The organism is Enhydrobacter sp. (genome assembly GCA_025808875.1).
Taxonomy (GTDB): Bacteria; Pseudomonadota; Alphaproteobacteria; order Reyranellales; family Reyranellaceae; genus Reyranella.
In genome coordinates, this window is the sequence record CP075528.1 from 3,737,938 (window position 1) to 3,754,531 (window position 16,594).

At 65.2% G+C, this 16,594-nt stretch carries 17 protein-coding genes; 4 read left to right on the forward strand and 13 right to left on the reverse strand.

The window, feature by feature from the left end:
* Positions 1–30: 30 nt before the first annotated feature.
* Both KIT25_18525 and KIT25_18530 read right to left on the reverse strand, forming a co-directional pair.
* Positions 31–1,686 carry an NAD(P)/FAD-dependent oxidoreductase gene (locus KIT25_18525; protein UYN94025.1) on the reverse strand — a complete coding sequence of 552 codons (1,656 nt, stop codon included), beginning with the start codon at positions 1,684–1,686 and terminating at the stop codon, positions 31–33.
* Between the two features lie 88 nt (positions 1,687–1,774).
* Positions 1,775–2,323 (reverse strand): CoA transferase, encoded by a 549-nt coding sequence (locus tag KIT25_18530; GenBank protein ID UYN94026.1) that lies wholly within the window; start codon positions 2,321–2,323, stop codon positions 1,775–1,777.
* 265 nt (positions 2,324–2,588) lie between these two features.
* Between KIT25_18530 and KIT25_18535 the strand changes: the two genes are divergently transcribed.
* The 3 genes from KIT25_18535 to KIT25_18545 are packed head-to-tail and all read left to right on the forward strand — an operon-like array spanning position 2,589 to position 5,442.
* The gene (locus tag KIT25_18535; protein ID UYN94027.1) at positions 2,589–3,740 is read left to right on the forward strand and encodes an acyl-CoA dehydrogenase family protein; all 1,152 of its coding nucleotides are present in this window, start codon (positions 2,589–2,591) and stop codon (positions 3,738–3,740) included.
* A gap of 5 nt (positions 3,741–3,745) precedes the next feature.
* Entirely contained in the window at positions 3,746–4,237 is a 492-nt protein-coding gene (locus KIT25_18540; protein UYN94028.1) for an acyl dehydratase, read from the forward strand.
* Complete coding sequence (locus KIT25_18545; GenBank protein ID UYN94029.1) at positions 4,234–5,442, forward strand: CoA transferase; 1,209 nt, start codon at positions 4,234–4,236, stop codon at positions 5,440–5,442. Before KIT25_18540 ends, KIT25_18545 begins: the two co-directional genes overlap by 4 nt.
* Positions 5,443–5,563: 121 nt before the next feature.
* Here KIT25_18545 and KIT25_18550 read toward each other — a convergent pair whose 3' ends face one another.
* The 11 genes from KIT25_18550 to KIT25_18600 all read right to left on the reverse strand — a co-directional run bounded on the left by KIT25_18550 (position 5,564) and on the right by KIT25_18600 (position 15,509).
* Positions 5,564–5,785 carry a hypothetical protein gene (locus tag KIT25_18550; GenBank protein ID UYN94030.1) on the reverse strand — a complete coding sequence of 74 codons (222 nt, stop codon included), beginning with the start codon at positions 5,783–5,785 and terminating at the stop codon, positions 5,564–5,566.
* Positions 5,786–5,837: 52 nt separating this feature from the next.
* Positions 5,838–6,263: a Zn-ribbon domain-containing OB-fold protein gene (locus KIT25_18555; protein ID UYN94031.1), complete on the reverse strand. Its 426-nt coding sequence runs from the start codon at positions 6,261–6,263 to the stop codon at positions 5,838–5,840.
* Positions 6,263–7,411 (reverse strand): thiolase, encoded by a 1,149-nt coding sequence (locus KIT25_18560; GenBank protein ID UYN94032.1) that lies wholly within the window; start codon positions 7,409–7,411, stop codon positions 6,263–6,265. Before KIT25_18560 ends, KIT25_18555 begins: the two co-directional genes overlap by 1 nt.
* Positions 7,412–7,442: 31 nt before the next feature.
* The gene (locus KIT25_18565; protein UYN94033.1) at positions 7,443–8,540 is read right to left on the reverse strand and encodes an acyl-CoA/acyl-ACP dehydrogenase; all 1,098 of its coding nucleotides are present in this window, start codon (positions 8,538–8,540) and stop codon (positions 7,443–7,445) included.
* 2 nt (positions 8,541–8,542) lie between these two features.
* A complete protein-coding gene (locus tag KIT25_18570) occupies positions 8,543–9,748 on the reverse strand; it encodes an acyl-CoA dehydrogenase family protein (protein ID UYN94034.1) in 1,206 nt (401 codons plus the stop codon).
* 147 nt (positions 9,749–9,895) lie between these two features.
* Positions 9,896–10,735 carry a hypothetical protein gene (locus KIT25_18575; protein UYN94035.1) on the reverse strand — a complete coding sequence of 280 codons (840 nt, stop codon included), beginning with the start codon at positions 10,733–10,735 and terminating at the stop codon, positions 9,896–9,898.
* Between the two features lie 39 nt (positions 10,736–10,774).
* Positions 10,775–11,938 carry a nitronate monooxygenase gene (locus KIT25_18580; GenBank protein ID UYN94036.1) on the reverse strand — a complete coding sequence of 388 codons (1,164 nt, stop codon included), beginning with the start codon at positions 11,936–11,938 and terminating at the stop codon, positions 10,775–10,777.
* A 45-nt stretch (positions 11,939–11,983) separates the two neighbouring features.
* Positions 11,984–13,630, reverse strand: coding sequence for an NAD(P)/FAD-dependent oxidoreductase (locus KIT25_18585; GenBank protein UYN94037.1), 1,647 nt, complete (start codon positions 13,628–13,630; stop codon positions 11,984–11,986).
* 47 nt (positions 13,631–13,677) lie between these two features.
* Complete coding sequence (locus KIT25_18590; protein UYN94038.1) at positions 13,678–14,091, reverse strand: hypothetical protein; 414 nt, start codon at positions 14,089–14,091, stop codon at positions 13,678–13,680.
* 11 nt (positions 14,092–14,102) lie between these two features.
* Positions 14,103–14,525, reverse strand: a complete 423-nt coding sequence (locus KIT25_18595) for a MaoC family dehydratase N-terminal domain-containing protein (GenBank protein UYN94039.1) — start codon at positions 14,523–14,525, stop codon at positions 14,103–14,105.
* A 108-nt stretch (positions 14,526–14,633) separates the two neighbouring features.
* Entirely contained in the window at positions 14,634–15,509 is an 876-nt protein-coding gene (locus KIT25_18600; protein ID UYN94040.1) for an IclR family transcriptional regulator, read from the reverse strand.
* 28 nt (positions 15,510–15,537) lie between these two features.
* On the opposite strand from KIT25_18600, the gene KIT25_18605 reads away from it, so the two are divergent.
* Positions 15,538–16,575, forward strand: a complete 1,038-nt coding sequence (locus tag KIT25_18605) for an alpha/beta hydrolase (GenBank protein ID UYN94041.1) — start codon at positions 15,538–15,540, stop codon at positions 16,573–16,575.
* The last annotated feature ends 19 nt before the right edge of the window (positions 16,576–16,594 follow it).

The window sequence follows — 16,594 nt, forward strand, 5'->3', positions numbered from 1 at the left end:
GTTGACAAAATCGACGCCGCTACTTCGGCGTCACGCCACCGGCGCGCCTTGCCGGGTCAGCCTGAACCCTTCGTACCCGCTCGCGGCGACGGCGTCGCAGCGCCGCTTGTAGGCGTCGAAGCCGCCGACATAGGGCATGAACACCCGCGGCTTGTCCGGGATGTTGGCCCCGAGATACCAGGAGTTGGCGAGCGGATAGAGCGTACTGTCGGCCACGGCATTGACGTGCTGCACCCAGGCGGCTTCGGCTTCGACCATCGGTTCGATGCGATCGAGGCCATGTCGGCGCATGTGATCGAGGCAGCCGGCGATCCAGTCGGTGTGCTGCTCGATCGAGGCGATCATCTGCGTCTTCACGCCAGGGCTGCCAGGGCCGGTGATGATGAGCATGTTGGGGAAACCGGCAACCATCAGCCCGAGATAGGTCAACGGGCCACCGGCCCATCTGTCCGCCAGCGTGGCGCCGTCGGTGGTGCGAATGTCGATCTCGCGCAACGCGCCCGTCATGGCATCGAAGCCGGTGGCGAAGACGATGGTGTCCAGTTCGTACGCCACGCCGCTGGCGGTACGCAGGCCGTTCGGTGTGATCTCCCCGATCGGGTCGCTGCGCACGTCGACGAGCGTGATGTTGTTGCGATTGTAGGTCTCGTAGTAACCGGTATCGAGGCACAGCCGCTTGGTTCCGATCGGATGGTCCTTCGGCGCCAGCAGTTCAGCCGTCCTGGGGTCCTTGACGATGCTGCGAATCTTCTCGCGCACGAACTCCGAGGCCGTGTCGTTGGCCTCCTTGTTCACCAGCAGGTCGGTGTAGCTGTAGAGGAAGCTGATGCTGCCGCCTTCCTGCCACTTCGCTTCATAAGCGGCGCGGCGCTCCGCGGGTGTTGCTTGCAGCGCCGACCTGGTCGGCTTCGGATAGCCGGCGATAGCGAACGGTGTGTCGTAGGCGGCGCGCCGGCGGGCCGGATACTCGGCCTTATGGCGGCGCTCGCGCTCCGGATCCATCGGCGCGTTGCGCGCCGGCAGGCTGAAGTTCGCCGTGCGCTGGAAGACATGCAGGTGACTCGCCTGCCGGGCGATGATCGGAATCATCTGGACGCCCGACGAGCCGGTGCCGATGACGCCGACTCGCTGGCCGCTGAAATCGACGCCCTCGTGCGGCCAGAGCCCGGAGTGGTACCACTTGCCCCGGAAGTCGCGCAGGCCCCTGAATTCGGGCACGCGCGGCGTCGAGAGATTGCCAGCGGCCATGATGCAGAAATGCGCCCGCACGACGTCACCCCTGTCCGTCGTCAATGTCCAGTCGTTGGCTTTGCTGTCGAACAGCGCGGACATCACGCGGGTGTTCAGTTGCACATCGCGGCGCAGGTCGAAGCGATCGGCAACGTGGTTGATGTAGCGCAGGATTTCTGGCTGGGTGCCGTAGCGTTCCGGCCATTTCCACACCTGCTGCAGGTCGTCGGAGAAGGAATAGGAGTACTCGAGGCTTTCGACGTCGCAGCGCGCGCCCGGATAGCGGTTCCAGAACCAGGTGCCGCCAATGTCCGACCCGGCCTCGAAAGCGCGCACGCGCAGGCCCATGCCGCGCAGGCGGTGGATGGCGTACAGCCCGGCCAATCCGCCCCCGACAATGGCGACGTCGAGCCGGGTCAAGATACGCCCATCAGGAAGGGTCGACGCGTCGGGCATGCTGGATCCTCCGAAGGTTACAGTCCGCGCATCACTGCGTTTGCGGGACTGCATATGAACGATCATTCATTAGAATTTATATTAGCGCCTACAGCGAGGTGGTGCTATTCGGCTGACGCATGGCAGCACAGCGCGATGTTGCGACGGGCGCCACGAAACGCGAATTATTCGACGATCCGGAAATCGTCGTGCAACCGTCGCAGCGCAGCCGCCGTCGTCGCCGATCAGGTTGGACGGCGGCAAAGGCGGTGGGCCTTGCGTCCAATATGATGCAGCGCGCCGGTCCGTGCGATGTGGTTAGTGCGATGTAGTTGAGGTCGTGCCCGGCGGGCGCGAACGCCCCCTCTTGCCCCCAACCCGTCATGCGCCCGTAGGCAAGTCGCGGAGCGTGCGCGAGGCATTCCTCAGGCCCGAGGCCGAGCCGCTTGGCGACACCGGACCGGAGACCCTCGATCAGCGGCCACCAGCCGCAGCGCGAGTCCGCGTGCGGGCGGCAGCTTGAGGTCGAGCGCGAGGGCGCGCCGCCCGCGCAGGGTGAGTTCGTACTTGAACGGCTGGCGCATGCCAGTTCGGGCGGATCCGGCCGGTCGATGCGCAGCACGGTCGCGTCCGTGTCGGCCGGCAGCATCGCCGCCATCGGCCCCGGGCCAATGCCCCCAAGGTCAACCCACCTTCAAACCGGCCAGCGAACCCATAATCTTCTCCCGTGCTTCGCACAGCTCCCGCCGGCCAGCGCCAATGGACGAGATTACGAGCGACGTTCGGCAGGAACCCACGCAGCGGGCGTCTCGCAGTGACGCCGGGGCCTTTGACAGCGACCGCACGCCGCGTTCAGCATACCGAACAAGCTGCCAGATACGGCACACCACGCAGCGGCCAGTCACAACGAGGAGGAAACGGGCGTGTCCTTTACCCTGACCGAGGAGCAACTCCAGGTCCGAGACTTGGTGCGTCGCGTCGCGCGCGAACGCGTGGCGCCGCGCGCTGCGGCCATCGACGCCAGCGGCGAATACCCGCAGGACATGTTCGACCTGCTGCGCGAGCTCGGCTTGTTTACTCTGCCCTTCCCGCCCGATTATGGTGGCTCGGGCAGCACGCTCGCGGGCTGCCTCGCGGTCGAGGAGTTGGGCCGGGTCTGCTACAACACCGGCTATCTGCTGGTTGTGCAGTGGGTACCGCTCGGCACCATCCTTGCCGGCGGGACGCCGGAGCAGAAGGCGCGGCTGCTGCCCGGCCTCGCCTCTGGCGCGCTGCGAGCCGCCTTCTCGCTGACCGAGCCGCAATCCGGCTCCGACGTTGCCGGCATCCGCACTCGCGCGCGACCCGACGGCGACGGCTTCGTGCTGAACGGCGGCAAGATCTGGTGCACCAACGCCGCGGTGTCGGACTTCGTTCTGGTCGGCGCGCGGCTCGAGCGCGATGACAGCCCGGCCGAGGTCAATTTCTTCATCGTCGAGCGCGACCGCCCGGGCTTCCGCGTCGACCGCAAGGAAGAGAAGATGGGCGCCCGCGGTGTCCCTTCCTCGGCGCTGTTCTTCGACGACGTGCGGCTGCCGAAGGAGAACCTGCTCGGCGGTGGCGCGGGCGGCTTCCGCTCGGTGATGGAGGCGCTGAACAAGTCCCGCCCTATCGTCGCCGCCCGCGCGGTCGGGCTGGCGCAAGGCGCGATGGATCACGCGATCGAGTTCGCCCGCGGCCGCCGCGCCTTCGGCGAGACCGTCTCCAACTACCAGGGTATCCGCTGGATGATCGCCGACATGGCGATCCAGATCGAGGCGGCGCGGCAGCTCACTTACGCGGCTGCGGCGGCGGTGGATGCCGGTAAGACGGGCGCTGAGATGGCGAGCCTCGCCGCCTCGGCCAAGTGCTTCGCCAGCGACGTAGCGATGAAGGTGGCCACCGATGCGGTGCAGATATTCGGTGCCTCCGGCATCTCGAACGAGTTCCCGATCAACCGCTATTTTCGAGATGCGAAGGTGGTGCAGATCATCGAGGGAACCAACCAGATTCAACGCAATATCGTGGCGCGCAACCTCATCGGCAAGGCGGAGTGACGAGCATGGCGAAGGACGTGGGCGGGCTGCCCTATGTGGGGCTGGCCCTCTGCTACGAAGAACTGACGATTGGGCGACGCTTCCGCACCATCGGTCGTACGGTGACCGAGGCCGACATCGTGAGCGTCATCAACCGCACCGGCATGGCCGAGGTGCTGTTCATGAACCTCGACTTCCTCATCCGCGAGAGCGACATCAAGGGCCGCGTCGCCCCCGGCGCGTTCGGTCACACCTTCGCCGATGGATCGCCGATGCAGGCCACCATGCAGCACACCGGCTTTGCCTTCCTCGGCACGGACCTGAAGACCGAGAACCCGCTCTTCGCCAGCGACACCATCCATGTCGAGGTCGAAGTGATTGAGGCGCAGCTGTCGCAGAGCCGCCGCGGACCCGTGCGCACGCGCAACCGCGTCGTCGGCAGGACGGCACCGTGGTTGTCACCTACACGCCGTTGCGCATGGTCAAGTGTCGTAGCGCCGGTGGGGCCTGAGGCATGAGCGAGGCCGGCGGCGGGCCGCTGGCCGGCGTCAGGGTGATCGACCTGACGAGCGCCGTGCTCGGCCCGGTGGCGACGCAGATCCTCGGCGACATGGGCGCTGAGGTCGTGAAGGTAGAGCCGCCGCAGGGCGACACCATGCGCCAGGTCGGCCCGACGCGCGGGCGCGACATGGCGGTTATGTTCCTCAACATCAACCGCAACAAGCGCAGCGTCGTGCTCGACCTGAAGCGGGAACAGGCGCGTCGTGCGCTGCTGCGGCTGATCGACGGCGCCGACGTGCTCGTGCACAACATGCGGGTCGGCGCCGCCGAGCGGCTCGGCCTCTCCTATGCCGCGCTGGCGCAGCGCAACCCGCGGCTCATCCACGCCAGCGCCACCGGCTTCCGTAAGGATGGGCGGCATCGAGACCGCCCGGCCTTCGACGACGTGATCCAGGGCATGAGCGGCCTCGCCGCGCTCAACGCCATGCGCGACGGTGGCGAGCCTCGCTACGTGCCGAGCGCCATCGCTGACAAGTTCTGCGGCCATGTCCTCGCCTCCGCCGTCGCTATGGCGCTCTACCGGCGCGAGCGCACCGGCCGCGGGCAGGAGGTGCATGTGCCGATGCTTGAGACCATGATCTTCTTCAACCTCGCCGAGCATCTCTGGGGCGGGGTGCTGGACGACCCGTCCCTCGGCCTCGGCTACGGGCGCATGTTCACACCCTATCGGCGGCCCTTCCCGACCAGCGACGGGCATTTGTGCCTGATGGCCAACTCCGACGACCAGTGGCAACGGCTGCTGGTCGCGCTCGGGCGGCCGGACCTCGCTGAGGATCCGCGTTTCGCCCGCCTCGCGCAGCGCGCGCTCAACATCGGCGCCCTCTATGCCATCGTCGAGGAGTTGATGCGCACCCGCAGTACCGCCGAGTGGCAGGCGCGCCTCGATGCCGCCGACGTGCCGAACGGGCCGGTTCACGGCCTCGCCGACCTGCTGGAGGACGACTACCTCGCAGAGACCGGCTTTTTCCGGCGTGTCGAGCACCCTTCAGAAGGGCGGATGCTGGTGACGGCAGTGCCGGTGGATTTCTCCGAGTCGCCCGGCGCGGTGCGCCTGCTGCCGCCGCGCCTTGGCGAGCACACGGGGGAGGTGCTGCGCGAAGCGGGGCTGCCGGAGGCAGAGATCTGCGATCTCATCGGACGGGAAACCAGCGGCGGCCAATGACACGCGGCCGCCAATGCGGGGAGGCCGGCGCGCAACAGGGAGGGAAGTGTTCAGGCGCCGTTCCTCGAGCTGCGGGAAGTAGTGATAGACCTTCTCAGGGTCGTCGGCGATCTGGCGGCGCTTACGCGTGGATGAAGGCGCCGATCAGCAGGTTCTCCTCGACCGTGAGATGGCCGAAGCAGTGGCGGCCCCCCATCACCTGGATGACGCCGCGCCGCGCCAGGTCGTTGGGCGTCAGCCCGTCGACGCGCTCGCCGCGGCACAGGATCTTGTCCTTGGTGACCTCGCCACGCTCGGCGAGGAACAGATTCAAGATAGCCTTCAGGGTCGTCGACTTGCGCATTCGCGCAAGCGGAGCTAGCGCGTCCGGCAACTCAGCTTCGCGATGCCGTGGTTCAGGCGGCCTGGCCCGGGACCAGGTAGGGCAGGGTCAGACCTTCCTTCACCGTCTCGAACGCGACGCGTACAGGCAGGCCGATGCGCAGATCCTCGAGCCGAGTCCCGCGCAGCTGCGCGTTCATGCGCACGCCTTCCGCCAGGTCCACGGTGGCGAGGGTATAGGGCAGATCATCGCGGAAGCCGGGATGGAAGGGGTGGTGTGTGACCGTCCAGCTATGCACCGCACCGCGACCGGACGATTCGATCCACTCCACCTCCATGGAATGGCAGACAGGACACATCGGCTGCGGGTAGTGCCGCATCCTGCCGCAGCTGCGGCACCTCTGCAGCAGCAGTTTGTGCTCGTTCAGCCCTTCCCAGTACGGGGCGCTGTGCGGCGTGGGCTCGGGTACAAGCTTATTGTATGTCTCGGTCGCGCTCATCATCCCCTCCGCATGATGGCGACGGAACCGTCGCCCATGTCGCCATAGCCGGTGACGAGACCGACCTCGGCTCCGGCCACCTGTGCCTTCCCGGCCTCGCCGCGAAGCTGGCGCACCAGCTCCGTGATGTGGTTCATCCCGACCATATGCGCCTGTGAGAGCAGACCACCATGCGTGTTCACCGGGAGCTTTCCGCCGAGGCGTATGGCGCCACTTTCGACGAAGGGGCCGCCTTCCCCCTTCTTGCAGAATCCGAGATCCTCCAATTGACAGAGCACGATGTAGGTAAAGCAATCGTAGATCTCCGCGACGTCGATGTCGGCGTGGGTCACGCCAGCCATGTCGAAAGCACGCGCCGCCGCCTTGGCGAGGCCGAGGCGCGTTATATCCGGACGTTGTGTGATCACGCTCGGCGAGTCGGGATGCCCTTCGGCGATACCCATAACCATGACCGGCGTCCTGCGCAGACCGCGGGCGCGCTCGATGCCGCTGACAACGATGGCGCAGGCACCGTCGCTCTCCAGGCTGCAATCCAGCAGCCGGAGCGGATCGGAGATCATGCGCGAGACTTGGTGGTCCTCGATGGAAATTGGTTTCGTCATGATCGCGTTGCCATTGAGGATAGCGTTGGCGCGCGTCGACACGGCGATCTCGCCGAACTGGCGGCTAGTCGTGCCGTAGAGCTCCATGTGCCGCCGCGCCATCGGCGCATAGAGCTGCGCCGGCGCGATGGCGCCGAGCGGCATCTCGAACTCCCCCACCAGCCGGAACTGCGGCATCTGCTGCACTCGGGCGCCGATGCGACCCTGGGAGGCGCCATTCCGACCTACCGGGATCAGCACATGATTGCAGATCCCGGCCGTGATGGCGGCAGTGGCGCACTGGACCGCGGCGACACAGCTTGCTCCGCCGAGCGGCGTGGTGGCGGAGAAGCGGAGATCGCCGATGCCGAAATTGGTGACGAGCTCCTCGGCAACGACAGCACTCCCGTAAGGGATCACTCCATCGATGTCGGAGGGACGGAGCCCCGCGTCCTCGATCGCCCGGAGCGACGCTTCGAGCTGCAACGATACGACGCTGCGACCCGACTCGCGGGAATAAGCGGTCTCGCCCACCCCGGTGATCGCCGCTTTCTCCCGCATTGACATGTGCTCTTCCCCTCCTGTTGCTCTGTCGCGTTCAGGCTCCGATCCAGCCCTGCGCCACCGCTGCGTCGTGCCGGCACCGCTCGGAAGTACCCAGCACCTGCCGGTCGAAGGTGATGCGCTTGAACTGGAAATGCAGGCCGAGCAGGTCGGTGAAGCCCATGCCGCCATGAACCTCGGTGGCCAGCCGGGCTACCTCGCGCGTGACCTCGGCCAGGTGCGCCTTGGCATGGTTCGCCGCAATCGCGGCTTCCTCCAGGATCGCATCCTGCGCATAGGCCGCGTACCAGACCATGGCGCGGCACGGCTCGAGCATGGCCGCCATGTCCGCGCACATGTATTTCACTCCCTGAAAGCTGCCGATGACCCGGCCGAACTGTACGCGCTCCTTGGCATAGGCGACGGCGCGGTCGAGCATGGCCTGCGCCGCCCCCAGCATGTCGGCCGCCAGCATCACCCGGCCCGCGTCGCGGACGCGCGCCGCCACCTGGAGCGGAGCATTGGACGCCTCCAGCACCTCGACGGCCGGCGTCTCCGCAAGGTCGAGGTCCACAAGCGGCCGTGTGCGATCGACGCTGCGACGCAGGGTGGCAGTGATGCCCGTTGCGTCAGCGTCGAGCAGCGCGGCGCGGCCATCCGCGAGGTAAACGAGGAAGTGTGTGGCGCCGCCGCCATCCAAGAGCCCATCCACTGCGCCGGAAAGCCGCCCGCCCTGGAGCCTGAGCGCAGCTCGACCGGTTTGCCCCGACAGCCCGCCGAGGCCAACGCCAATCCGCGTCTCGCCAGCGGCGATCCGGGGAATCCAGATCCGTCGCTGCACATCATCAGCGGCTGCCTGGAACGCCCGGACTGCCATCACCAGGGAGGCCGCGAAGGGCGTCGGAGCGGCGTGGAAACCCAACGCCTCGGCAACCAGCGCCGCGTCGAGAAGGCTGAGCCCGGCACCGCCATATTCCTCTGGCACCAGCATCGCATGCAGGCCGAGCTCGCCGAGCCCTTTCCACAGATCTGCATCGAATCCGTTGCCAGGTTCGGCCAGCCGGCGCAGGACGTCGGGGGGCAGCCGCGCTGACAGGAAACCCCTGAGAGAATGGTCGAAGAGCTTCTGATCTTCGGTCAGTCCGAAACGCATGTTCAGGCTTCCCCCGCTTTCGGTTCGCGCGGCAAGCCAAGTCCGCGCTCTCCGATGATGTTCTTCTGGATGTTCGAGGAACCGCCACCGATGATCAATCCGATGTCGTACATGTAGTCGATGTGCCAAGTGGTGGCCGGGTCATCCTCCGCCGCCTCACCCTGAGGCTCGTAGGCGAGCCCGGCGGAACCCAGCACGTCGACCGCCAGGGAGGTCAGCCGGTGCGCGAGCATCGTGCCGTGATACTTCACGATCAGGCGTCCGAGGCCTGAATCGACTCCCTCCGCCTGATCGGTCAACAGACGCAGATTGTGGTAGCGGGCCGCCATCACCTCGCCTTGCAGTCGCAGCAACCTGTCGCGCCATTCCGCGCAATCCAGAAGGCGGGAGCCGTCCGATCGCGGCTCCTGCATCATCCGGCGAATGGCTTCGAGACGGTGCTGCAGCTTGTTGGCATCACCGAGAAGCAGCCTTTCGTATTTCAAGGTGATGTTGGCAACCCGCCAACCATCGCCGCGCCCCATCACGATCTGGTCCACGGGCACGCGAACGTCGGTGAAGAAGGTCTCGTTGAACTCCGCCCGTCCTGTCATGGTGCGCAGCGGTCGAACCTCGATCCCCGGCGTGTTCATCGGAACCAGAAGGTAGGACAGACCGGCGTGCTTCGGCTTGTCAGGCTCTGTCCGGCAGAGCAGGAACATCATGTCGGCATAGTGGGCCGAGCTTGTCCAGATTTTCTGGCCGTTGATGACAAACTCTCCGTCCTGCACCGCCGCGCGCGTGTGCGCGGCGGCGAGATCCGAGCCGGATCCGGGCTCCGAGTAGCCCTGGCACCAGATAACCTCGCCCCGAATGGTAGGACCGATCCAACGCCGTTTTTGCTCCTCCGTGCCGACCTCCAGCAGTGTCGGCACCAGCATGCTGATGCCCTGGTTGTGGATGCCCGGCGAAACGCCGCTCCGGCCGAACGCGTCGGCGATGATCGCCACTTCGATGAGATCATGAGGGGCGCCGAAGCCGCCATACTCACGTGGTATGTTTCGGCCGAAATAACCGGCCTCGAGCAGCAGCGCCTGCCACTCCAGAACCTTCCTGTCGGGTCGCTTGCGCCCGCCGCCAGACCGGGGCGCGCGGTCGCGGTGCCGGGCAATGAAGGCATCCACTTCATCGCGTAGTGTCCGATGCTTTTCAGTCAGTGTCAGATCCATGGACATCCTCGCTGTGCGACCCTCTCGCCGGCCCGCCTTGAACGAATACTCTTGCGCGCTCTGCCGCGAGGGATCTGGTTCCGGAACCCCACACTGTACGGACCTGAGCCCGGAGCACGCGCAGGCCCGCCAGGGCGTTTTCGGGCGCTACGAGCTTCGCGTGCCAGCATCGAGCTTGTGTATCCGCGCATTCTTGCCGGAGCCGCTCGACACGAGAAACTCTCCGGCGCCATACCCCGCTTCGATGGGAATACGGAGGAGCCGCCCACCTTCCGCCGTACTGGCTTCCGGCCGGACGGTGACGATCCGGGATGCCCGAGCGGCGCCGAGTGCTTCAGCCACGGTTCGGTGTTGTCCGACCTTTTCCAGGTTCAACCGCGTTGGAAACAGAACCGTGTGGCGGCCGGCATCGGCGTCCTCGCACGCTTGACGTGGTGTCACCCAGACGGAGTCGACCGATTCTCTACCGTCGTGCCGCAGTAGGTGATCGAGCGGTGCCTCGGCGAGGAAGAAGTGGGTATCGAACCGCTTGGGCATGTGCAGCGGCGTTATCCAATGGGCGAAATGCACGAGCCGGTCGAAGGCCGCAACCAGATCTTCCCGCTCGATCATATCGGCGAAGCTTAGACTGCCCGCCTCGATTGCCTGCCGGTAGGTCGCTCCCAACGCCTCCGCCCGGGCGCCGTCCAGCAGCGGCCCACGAGTGGCCGTTCGGGCGAACAGCACGCCGCATTCCTCGAAGGCTTCCCGCGCCGCGGCCGCCATCACGTTCAGCATCTCGTCGCTGATTTGGTCAGCACCGTCCGCCAAGCGGCGCCATCGGGGATCGGCGTCGCCAGCGCTCGCGGAGCCGCCGGGGAACACCAGGGCTCCTGACGCGAACTCAATCTCGTGATGGCGAACCACCATGAAAACTTCCAGCCCATCTGCGCCGTCACGCGCAAGCATCAGCGTCGCGGCGGTGCGCGGCGTCACAGGTTCGGTCACGAGCACACCTCGGCGTCGGAAGGATTGGGTCTGAACAGGTCAGCCATGGTGAGCCACGGCCGGGACCTGATCGCCGAGGGTGGCGGATAGTCTTTCAACCGCCTCGGCGTAGTCCTTCATGAAGTCATACACGACCGACCTGACGGATTGTTCCGTGTTCATCAGGCCGACGCACTGCCCGACAAAGTAGGCAGCGATCTGCTTGGCGCCTTCGTGACCCGCCTCTGCGAGCTTGTCCACCTTGGCCATCGCCGGGCGCGTAAGAATGCCTTGCAAAGGCATCGGCAGGGGATCGGGCGCCCCCTTGGCGCCCCATGCGTCCGACCAGGCGGACTGCAACTGCCGGGTCGGCTTGCCGGTCCTGCTGCGGGAACGCACCGTGTTGGCGGAGAACGCTTTCAGCATCTTCTCTTTGACGGCGGGCGTCGTTTCTGCCTCCGTCGTCGTGAGCCACACCGACCCGCACCAAACGCCGGCTGCACCCATCGCCATGCATGCGGCCATCTGGCGGCCGGTGGCGATCCCGCCCGCCGCCAGCACGTCGATGTTGTCGTAGTCCTGCACCGCCTCGATCACTTCGGGGACCAGCACCATCGTCGAGATCTCGCCGCAATGGCCGCCCGCTTCCCCGCCCGCGGCGACCAGGACATCGACGCCCGCCTGCGCATGCTTGACGGCGTGGCGCCTGGATCCGGTCAAGGCGCCGACGACGATACCCCGCGAATGCGCCTCCGAAATGATGGACGCGGGGGGCACGCCGAGCGCATTGACGAACATCTTGATCGGATACTGGAACGCGATTTCCAGCATCTTGGCGGCGCCGCTCTCGCGCATGAAGGACGAGTCACGATCGTCGTATTTGCCTGTCCAGACGTCGGAACTATCGATGCCGTGCCGTTCAAGCAGGTTCGCAACGAATTTGCGATGCTCCTCCGGGACACTCCCCTGAAGCTCCGCGTCGTCCGAGTCCGAGTCCTTGCCTACCATGTTCTGGGGAATCAGCAGGTCGATGCCGAACGGCTTTCCGTTGACACGCTCGTTGATCCAGTTCAGCTCGACAGCCAGCTTCTCCGGATTCAGGCCGACCGCTCCGAGGACGCCGAACCCCCCAGCATTCGTCACCTCGGCGACGACATCCCGACAATGCGAGAAGGCAAAAAGTGGGAACTCGATCCCAAGTTTCCTGCAGAGTCTCGAGTTCATCATTTCCTCACCCCATCTATTTCGTGAAATTGGCCGCCGTCCGTCTCAGCACATCTCCAGTTGCCGGTATCCTTCCGTTGCCACGGCGTTGGCCCTCGCGCGAAACGCGGGCGCGCTTCCGCTGTAGCGTGCAATGATCCGCGTCTGCTTGCCTTCGACGTTCTGGTTGATCCCGGTCATCCAACTATCGACGTCGTTCGAAAGCAGGCCTTCCCCAGCCTTGAGCACGAAGCTGGTCCAGTCCTCGACCGCCTCGGGCCGCGGTACGACATACGTGTAGCCATGTTGGCGCATGTACTGGATCAGGTTAGTGATCCAGAGGACGTTGTACTCGGCCGATCGCGGTATATTGCCGAGAGCCGTGTGCGGACCGATGCACATGAACATGTTCGGGAAGTCCGCGATCTGGACTCCCAGGAATGTTTCGAGCGCGGCCCGCCATTTCTCCTTGAGCTTTGCTTTGCTCGCGCCGCGGATGTCGATGCGCTCGAAGCTTCCGGTAATGGCGTCGAAGCCGGTGGCGTAGACGATCAGGTCGAAGGCGAAGTCGCGGTCTGCGAGCTCCAGGCCAGTCGGCGTGATACGCCGGATCGGATTCTCGAGAATGCTGACGAGTTCGACATTCGGCTGGTTGAACACCTCGTAGTAGCCGGATTCCTGGGGAACCCGCCGTGTGCCGAACCCGTGATCCTTCGGGATCAGCAGATCGGCGACCTTCGGATCATGCACCCGTTCGCGAATCTTGCGAGCGACGAATTTCGATACCTCGTCGTTGGCGGCACGATCCGTCATCATGTCCTTGAAGCCACCGACCCACATGGAGAAGCCGGGAGTCCCGTATTGTTTTTCCCAGAACGCCTCTCGTTCATCGGGCGGTAGATCGAAGGTCCGGCGACCATCCGGGGTGTGCAGGAATCCAGCCGAGGTCTGTTCGCAGAGCTGGAACATCTCAGGATACCACGCGCGCAGCCGCTTCATTTCGTTCTTGGAAATTGGCCGGTTGTGCAACGGCTTGCACCAGTTCGGGCGGCGCTGAAACACCGTGAGGGATTTCGCCGTCTTGGCGATCTCCGTTATGACCTGAACGCCACTCGCTCCGGTGCCGATCACGGCGACCCGCTTGTCCTCGAAAGTCACCGGATGTTTGGGCCACAAACCGGTATGATAAGCCTCGCCGGCGAAGCTTTCCCGTCCAGGGACTTTCGGAAGGGTCGGCGCGGAAAGCGGGCCGACCGCCGTTACGAGGAAGCGGCATGTGTGCCACGAACCGCCCTCCAACCGGACAACCCAGGAGCGGGAGTCATCGTGGTAATGGCACGCGGTCACTTTGCTCGCGAAGCTGATGCTGCGGCGGAGATCGAACTTGTCGGCGACGTGGTTCAGATATCGCTCGGTTTCCGGCTGTCCCGCGAAGTGTTCGCTCCAATCCCATTCGTCCAGCAGTTCCTGGCTGAAGGAATATGCGTACGAGTAGCTTTCGCTGTCGAAACGCGCCCCTGGATAGCGGTTCCAGTACCATGTCCCGCCGACGCCGGTGCCCATCTCAAACAGCCGCACATTCATGCCGAGGCGGTCGCGCAGGCAATGCAGCTGAAAAAGGCCGGATATGCCGGCGCCGATAATGATTGCGTCCCATTCCGGTATGGGCGCCGGATCTGCGCGACGCAACGTTTCAGATGTCTGGGTTTGCATTGATGGCGCTCCGGGGTCCGCGAGGTTGCGTTTGACGTGCGAATGGCCTAGCGGCGGAACATGACCGTGGCCCGTCCGGGCGTCATGATCTCGCCGGCCTCCGACTTGACGAACACCGAGATCTCCGCCTGGAGGTCGGCAGGCCTGACCGCCTCTATCCTTCCTCCGGAGATCAGCGTTTCGCCGAGGTAGCTTGCCCGCCGGTTCGAATACTCGAACTCGATGAGGTCGCCGTCATCACCCAGCCAGTTGATAACGGCTTGCGTGAGCCAGTCGCCTTGCAGCGGACCGTCCACCACGATCGCGGGATGCTTCTCCACCTCGGTGGTATAGCCGGCATCATAGTGGATGCGATGCGCGTTCCAGATCGCGGCATTATAGAGAAACAGGGATACGTTGGTCGGTGCATGACGACGCTCGGGCAGGCAATCGCCGACTTGGATGTCTTCGATACTTCGCATGGTAAGGTTCCTCAGCGAACAATGCGCGTTTGCACTTCTTCGGCCACCCGTTCTCCAGATTCGGTTCGCACGTCAATTGTATAGACGAGGAAAATCAGGTCGCCCTTCGAGCCCCGCTTTTCATAGATATCCGAGAGGGTGCGAACGGCCACGAGGACGTCGCCGGGCTTTATCCGGCGGAAATAGCGAGTCTTCGTGCCACCGGCCATGACACGCTTCAGCGGCAGGTCAGGCAAGAGCGAGGTCGTGGCGATGCCGTCCGGCCCCAGTTCGTTCACGGGCACGAGCGGACGAAGCGCGCCGAACAGAAACATCGGCGGAGCCTCATCCCCGTCGAGGAATTTCTTCAATCGCTGCTCCGTGGCGATCGAATACTTGATGATCTCGCGGCGGCTTACCTCGACCCGCATCGGCGGATCGGACGCGCCGATCATACCCCGTGCGTCGTCCGGTATCAGACCCATATCCCGATCTCGCCTACCATCCGTCTCTCGCCGAAATTCTGGTACGACAGATTTCTGGTTCATCCATGGCACCGTTCTCTATCCAAGCCGCAACAATCTGACGCTTTCGGAAAGCCGTCCCGCCGCAGATTGCATCGCGCGGCTGAGCGGCCCGAGAGCATCGTCGCCGAGGTCGTACGAATGCCCCGCGGCCGTCAGGATCAGCAGCAGCTCCCAGGAGGGGGACAGAACAGGCACCGAGACCTGCGTGATGCCTTGGAACATGGTTCCGCGATCCACCGCGAAACCAGATTGCTTCGCGTCCTTCACCCGCGCTACGAACTCGGGAAAGGAAGGCTTTCGGTACCACCTGACCTGCGCCAGGAGCGCCTCGAGCTCGGGTTCGGTGCTGTTTCCGAATGCAGCCATGATCACGCCCGATGCGCCAGCCGGGCCGGGATATTGGCGCCCGACCATCACGTATAAATCGTTGCGAAACGCGGTGCCGACCCAGTCCAACAGAAGCAGCGAGGAGCGGCCCAGGACCTTGGACAGGTACACCGACACGCCGTGTGCGTCGGAAAGCGCGTGCATCGGCGGGCGCGCCAAGTCCATCAGCCCGCTGCTCTGCAACACCCCGTACGCGAATTCGAGAATGCGCAGGCTCATCGAGTAGCTGCGCGTCGCTTCGTCATAGCCGACAAAGCCCTCAGCTTGCAGCGTGCGCAGGATGTTGTAGGCGGTGCCGCGATGCAGGCCCGCGGCGCGGGCGACCTCGCTGGCGTTCAAGGGCCGCTCGGAAGCATGCAGCGCCCGGAGGACACTCGCGGCCGCGACGATCGCGCCGACAGGCTTCCCGGGCGTTCCCGTGGTCCTACCGGTCGCCGCCGGTCCCCGGCGCCTCGCACCGGTCGGCTCGCCTTCGAGGTCTTTCGCTTGAAGCGTTCTGGTTGAGCTCGCCGGCTCCCGATCCATTCTTCTGACCTACCAAGCGCGTTGACGCATGCCGACGGGCATGATAGTCACGCGCTCTGTCGGCGCAATAGAAATCGTGTGTCTTCTATTGAAGACACCGAGGAACGATATGCCCTTAGATCCGCAGATCCAGGCATTGCTCGACAAAGGCACCGGTGTGCCCGCTACGCACACCCTGCCGGTCGACGTGGCACGCGCGCAGTACGAGGCCCGGATTGCTTTGATGGCGCCGCCGGCTGCGGTCGCCGACGTGTGCGAGCGGATGATCGACGGACCGGGCGGGCCGTTGCGACTGCGCATCTATAAGCCACTCGGGACCGGCCCCTTTCCGCTGCTCGTGTTCTTTCACGGCAGCGGCTTCGTGCTGTGCAGCCTCGACACGCATGACGGCATGTGCCGCAATCTGTGCGCCGGGGCGGCGTGTGTCGTCGTGTCGGTCGATTACCGACTGGCGCCCGAGCACAAGTTTCCCGCCGGAATCGAGGATTGCCTGCACGCTGTCCGCTGGGCGGCCGCCCACGCCTCCGAACTCGGCGCCGACCCAACGCGCGTCGCCGTCGCGGGCGACAGCGCCGGCGGCAACATGGCCGCGGTTGCCGCGCTCAGGCTGCGCGACGAAGGCGGCCCGGTCTTGTGCGCCCAGCTGCTGCTCTACCCGGTGACGGACTACCACACGCCCGGCACGCCTTCATACGAAGAGAACGCCGAGGGCTATGGGCTCAGCCGCGACACGATGAAGTGGTTCTGGGAGCACTACCTGAGCGATCCTGCCCAGGGGGCGCACCCGCATGCCTCGCCGCTCCGCGCCCGTGATCTGGCCGGCTTGCCGCCGGCGCTCGTCATCACCGCCGAATACGACCCGCTACGCGACGAGGGCGAATTATACGCGCAGAAGCTGCGTGCGGGCGGCGTCCGGACGGCGCTGAGCCGGTACGACGGTGTCAACCACGGATTCATGTTCTGGGTCGGCGTCGTCGACAAAGCCGGCGTTGCAATGAAGGAGACCTGCGCATGGCTGCGCGGCGCTCTTGCCGCTCCGCACCATTCCGGACCGATGTGCCGCTGATCGTCGCCCGCGAGCTCGG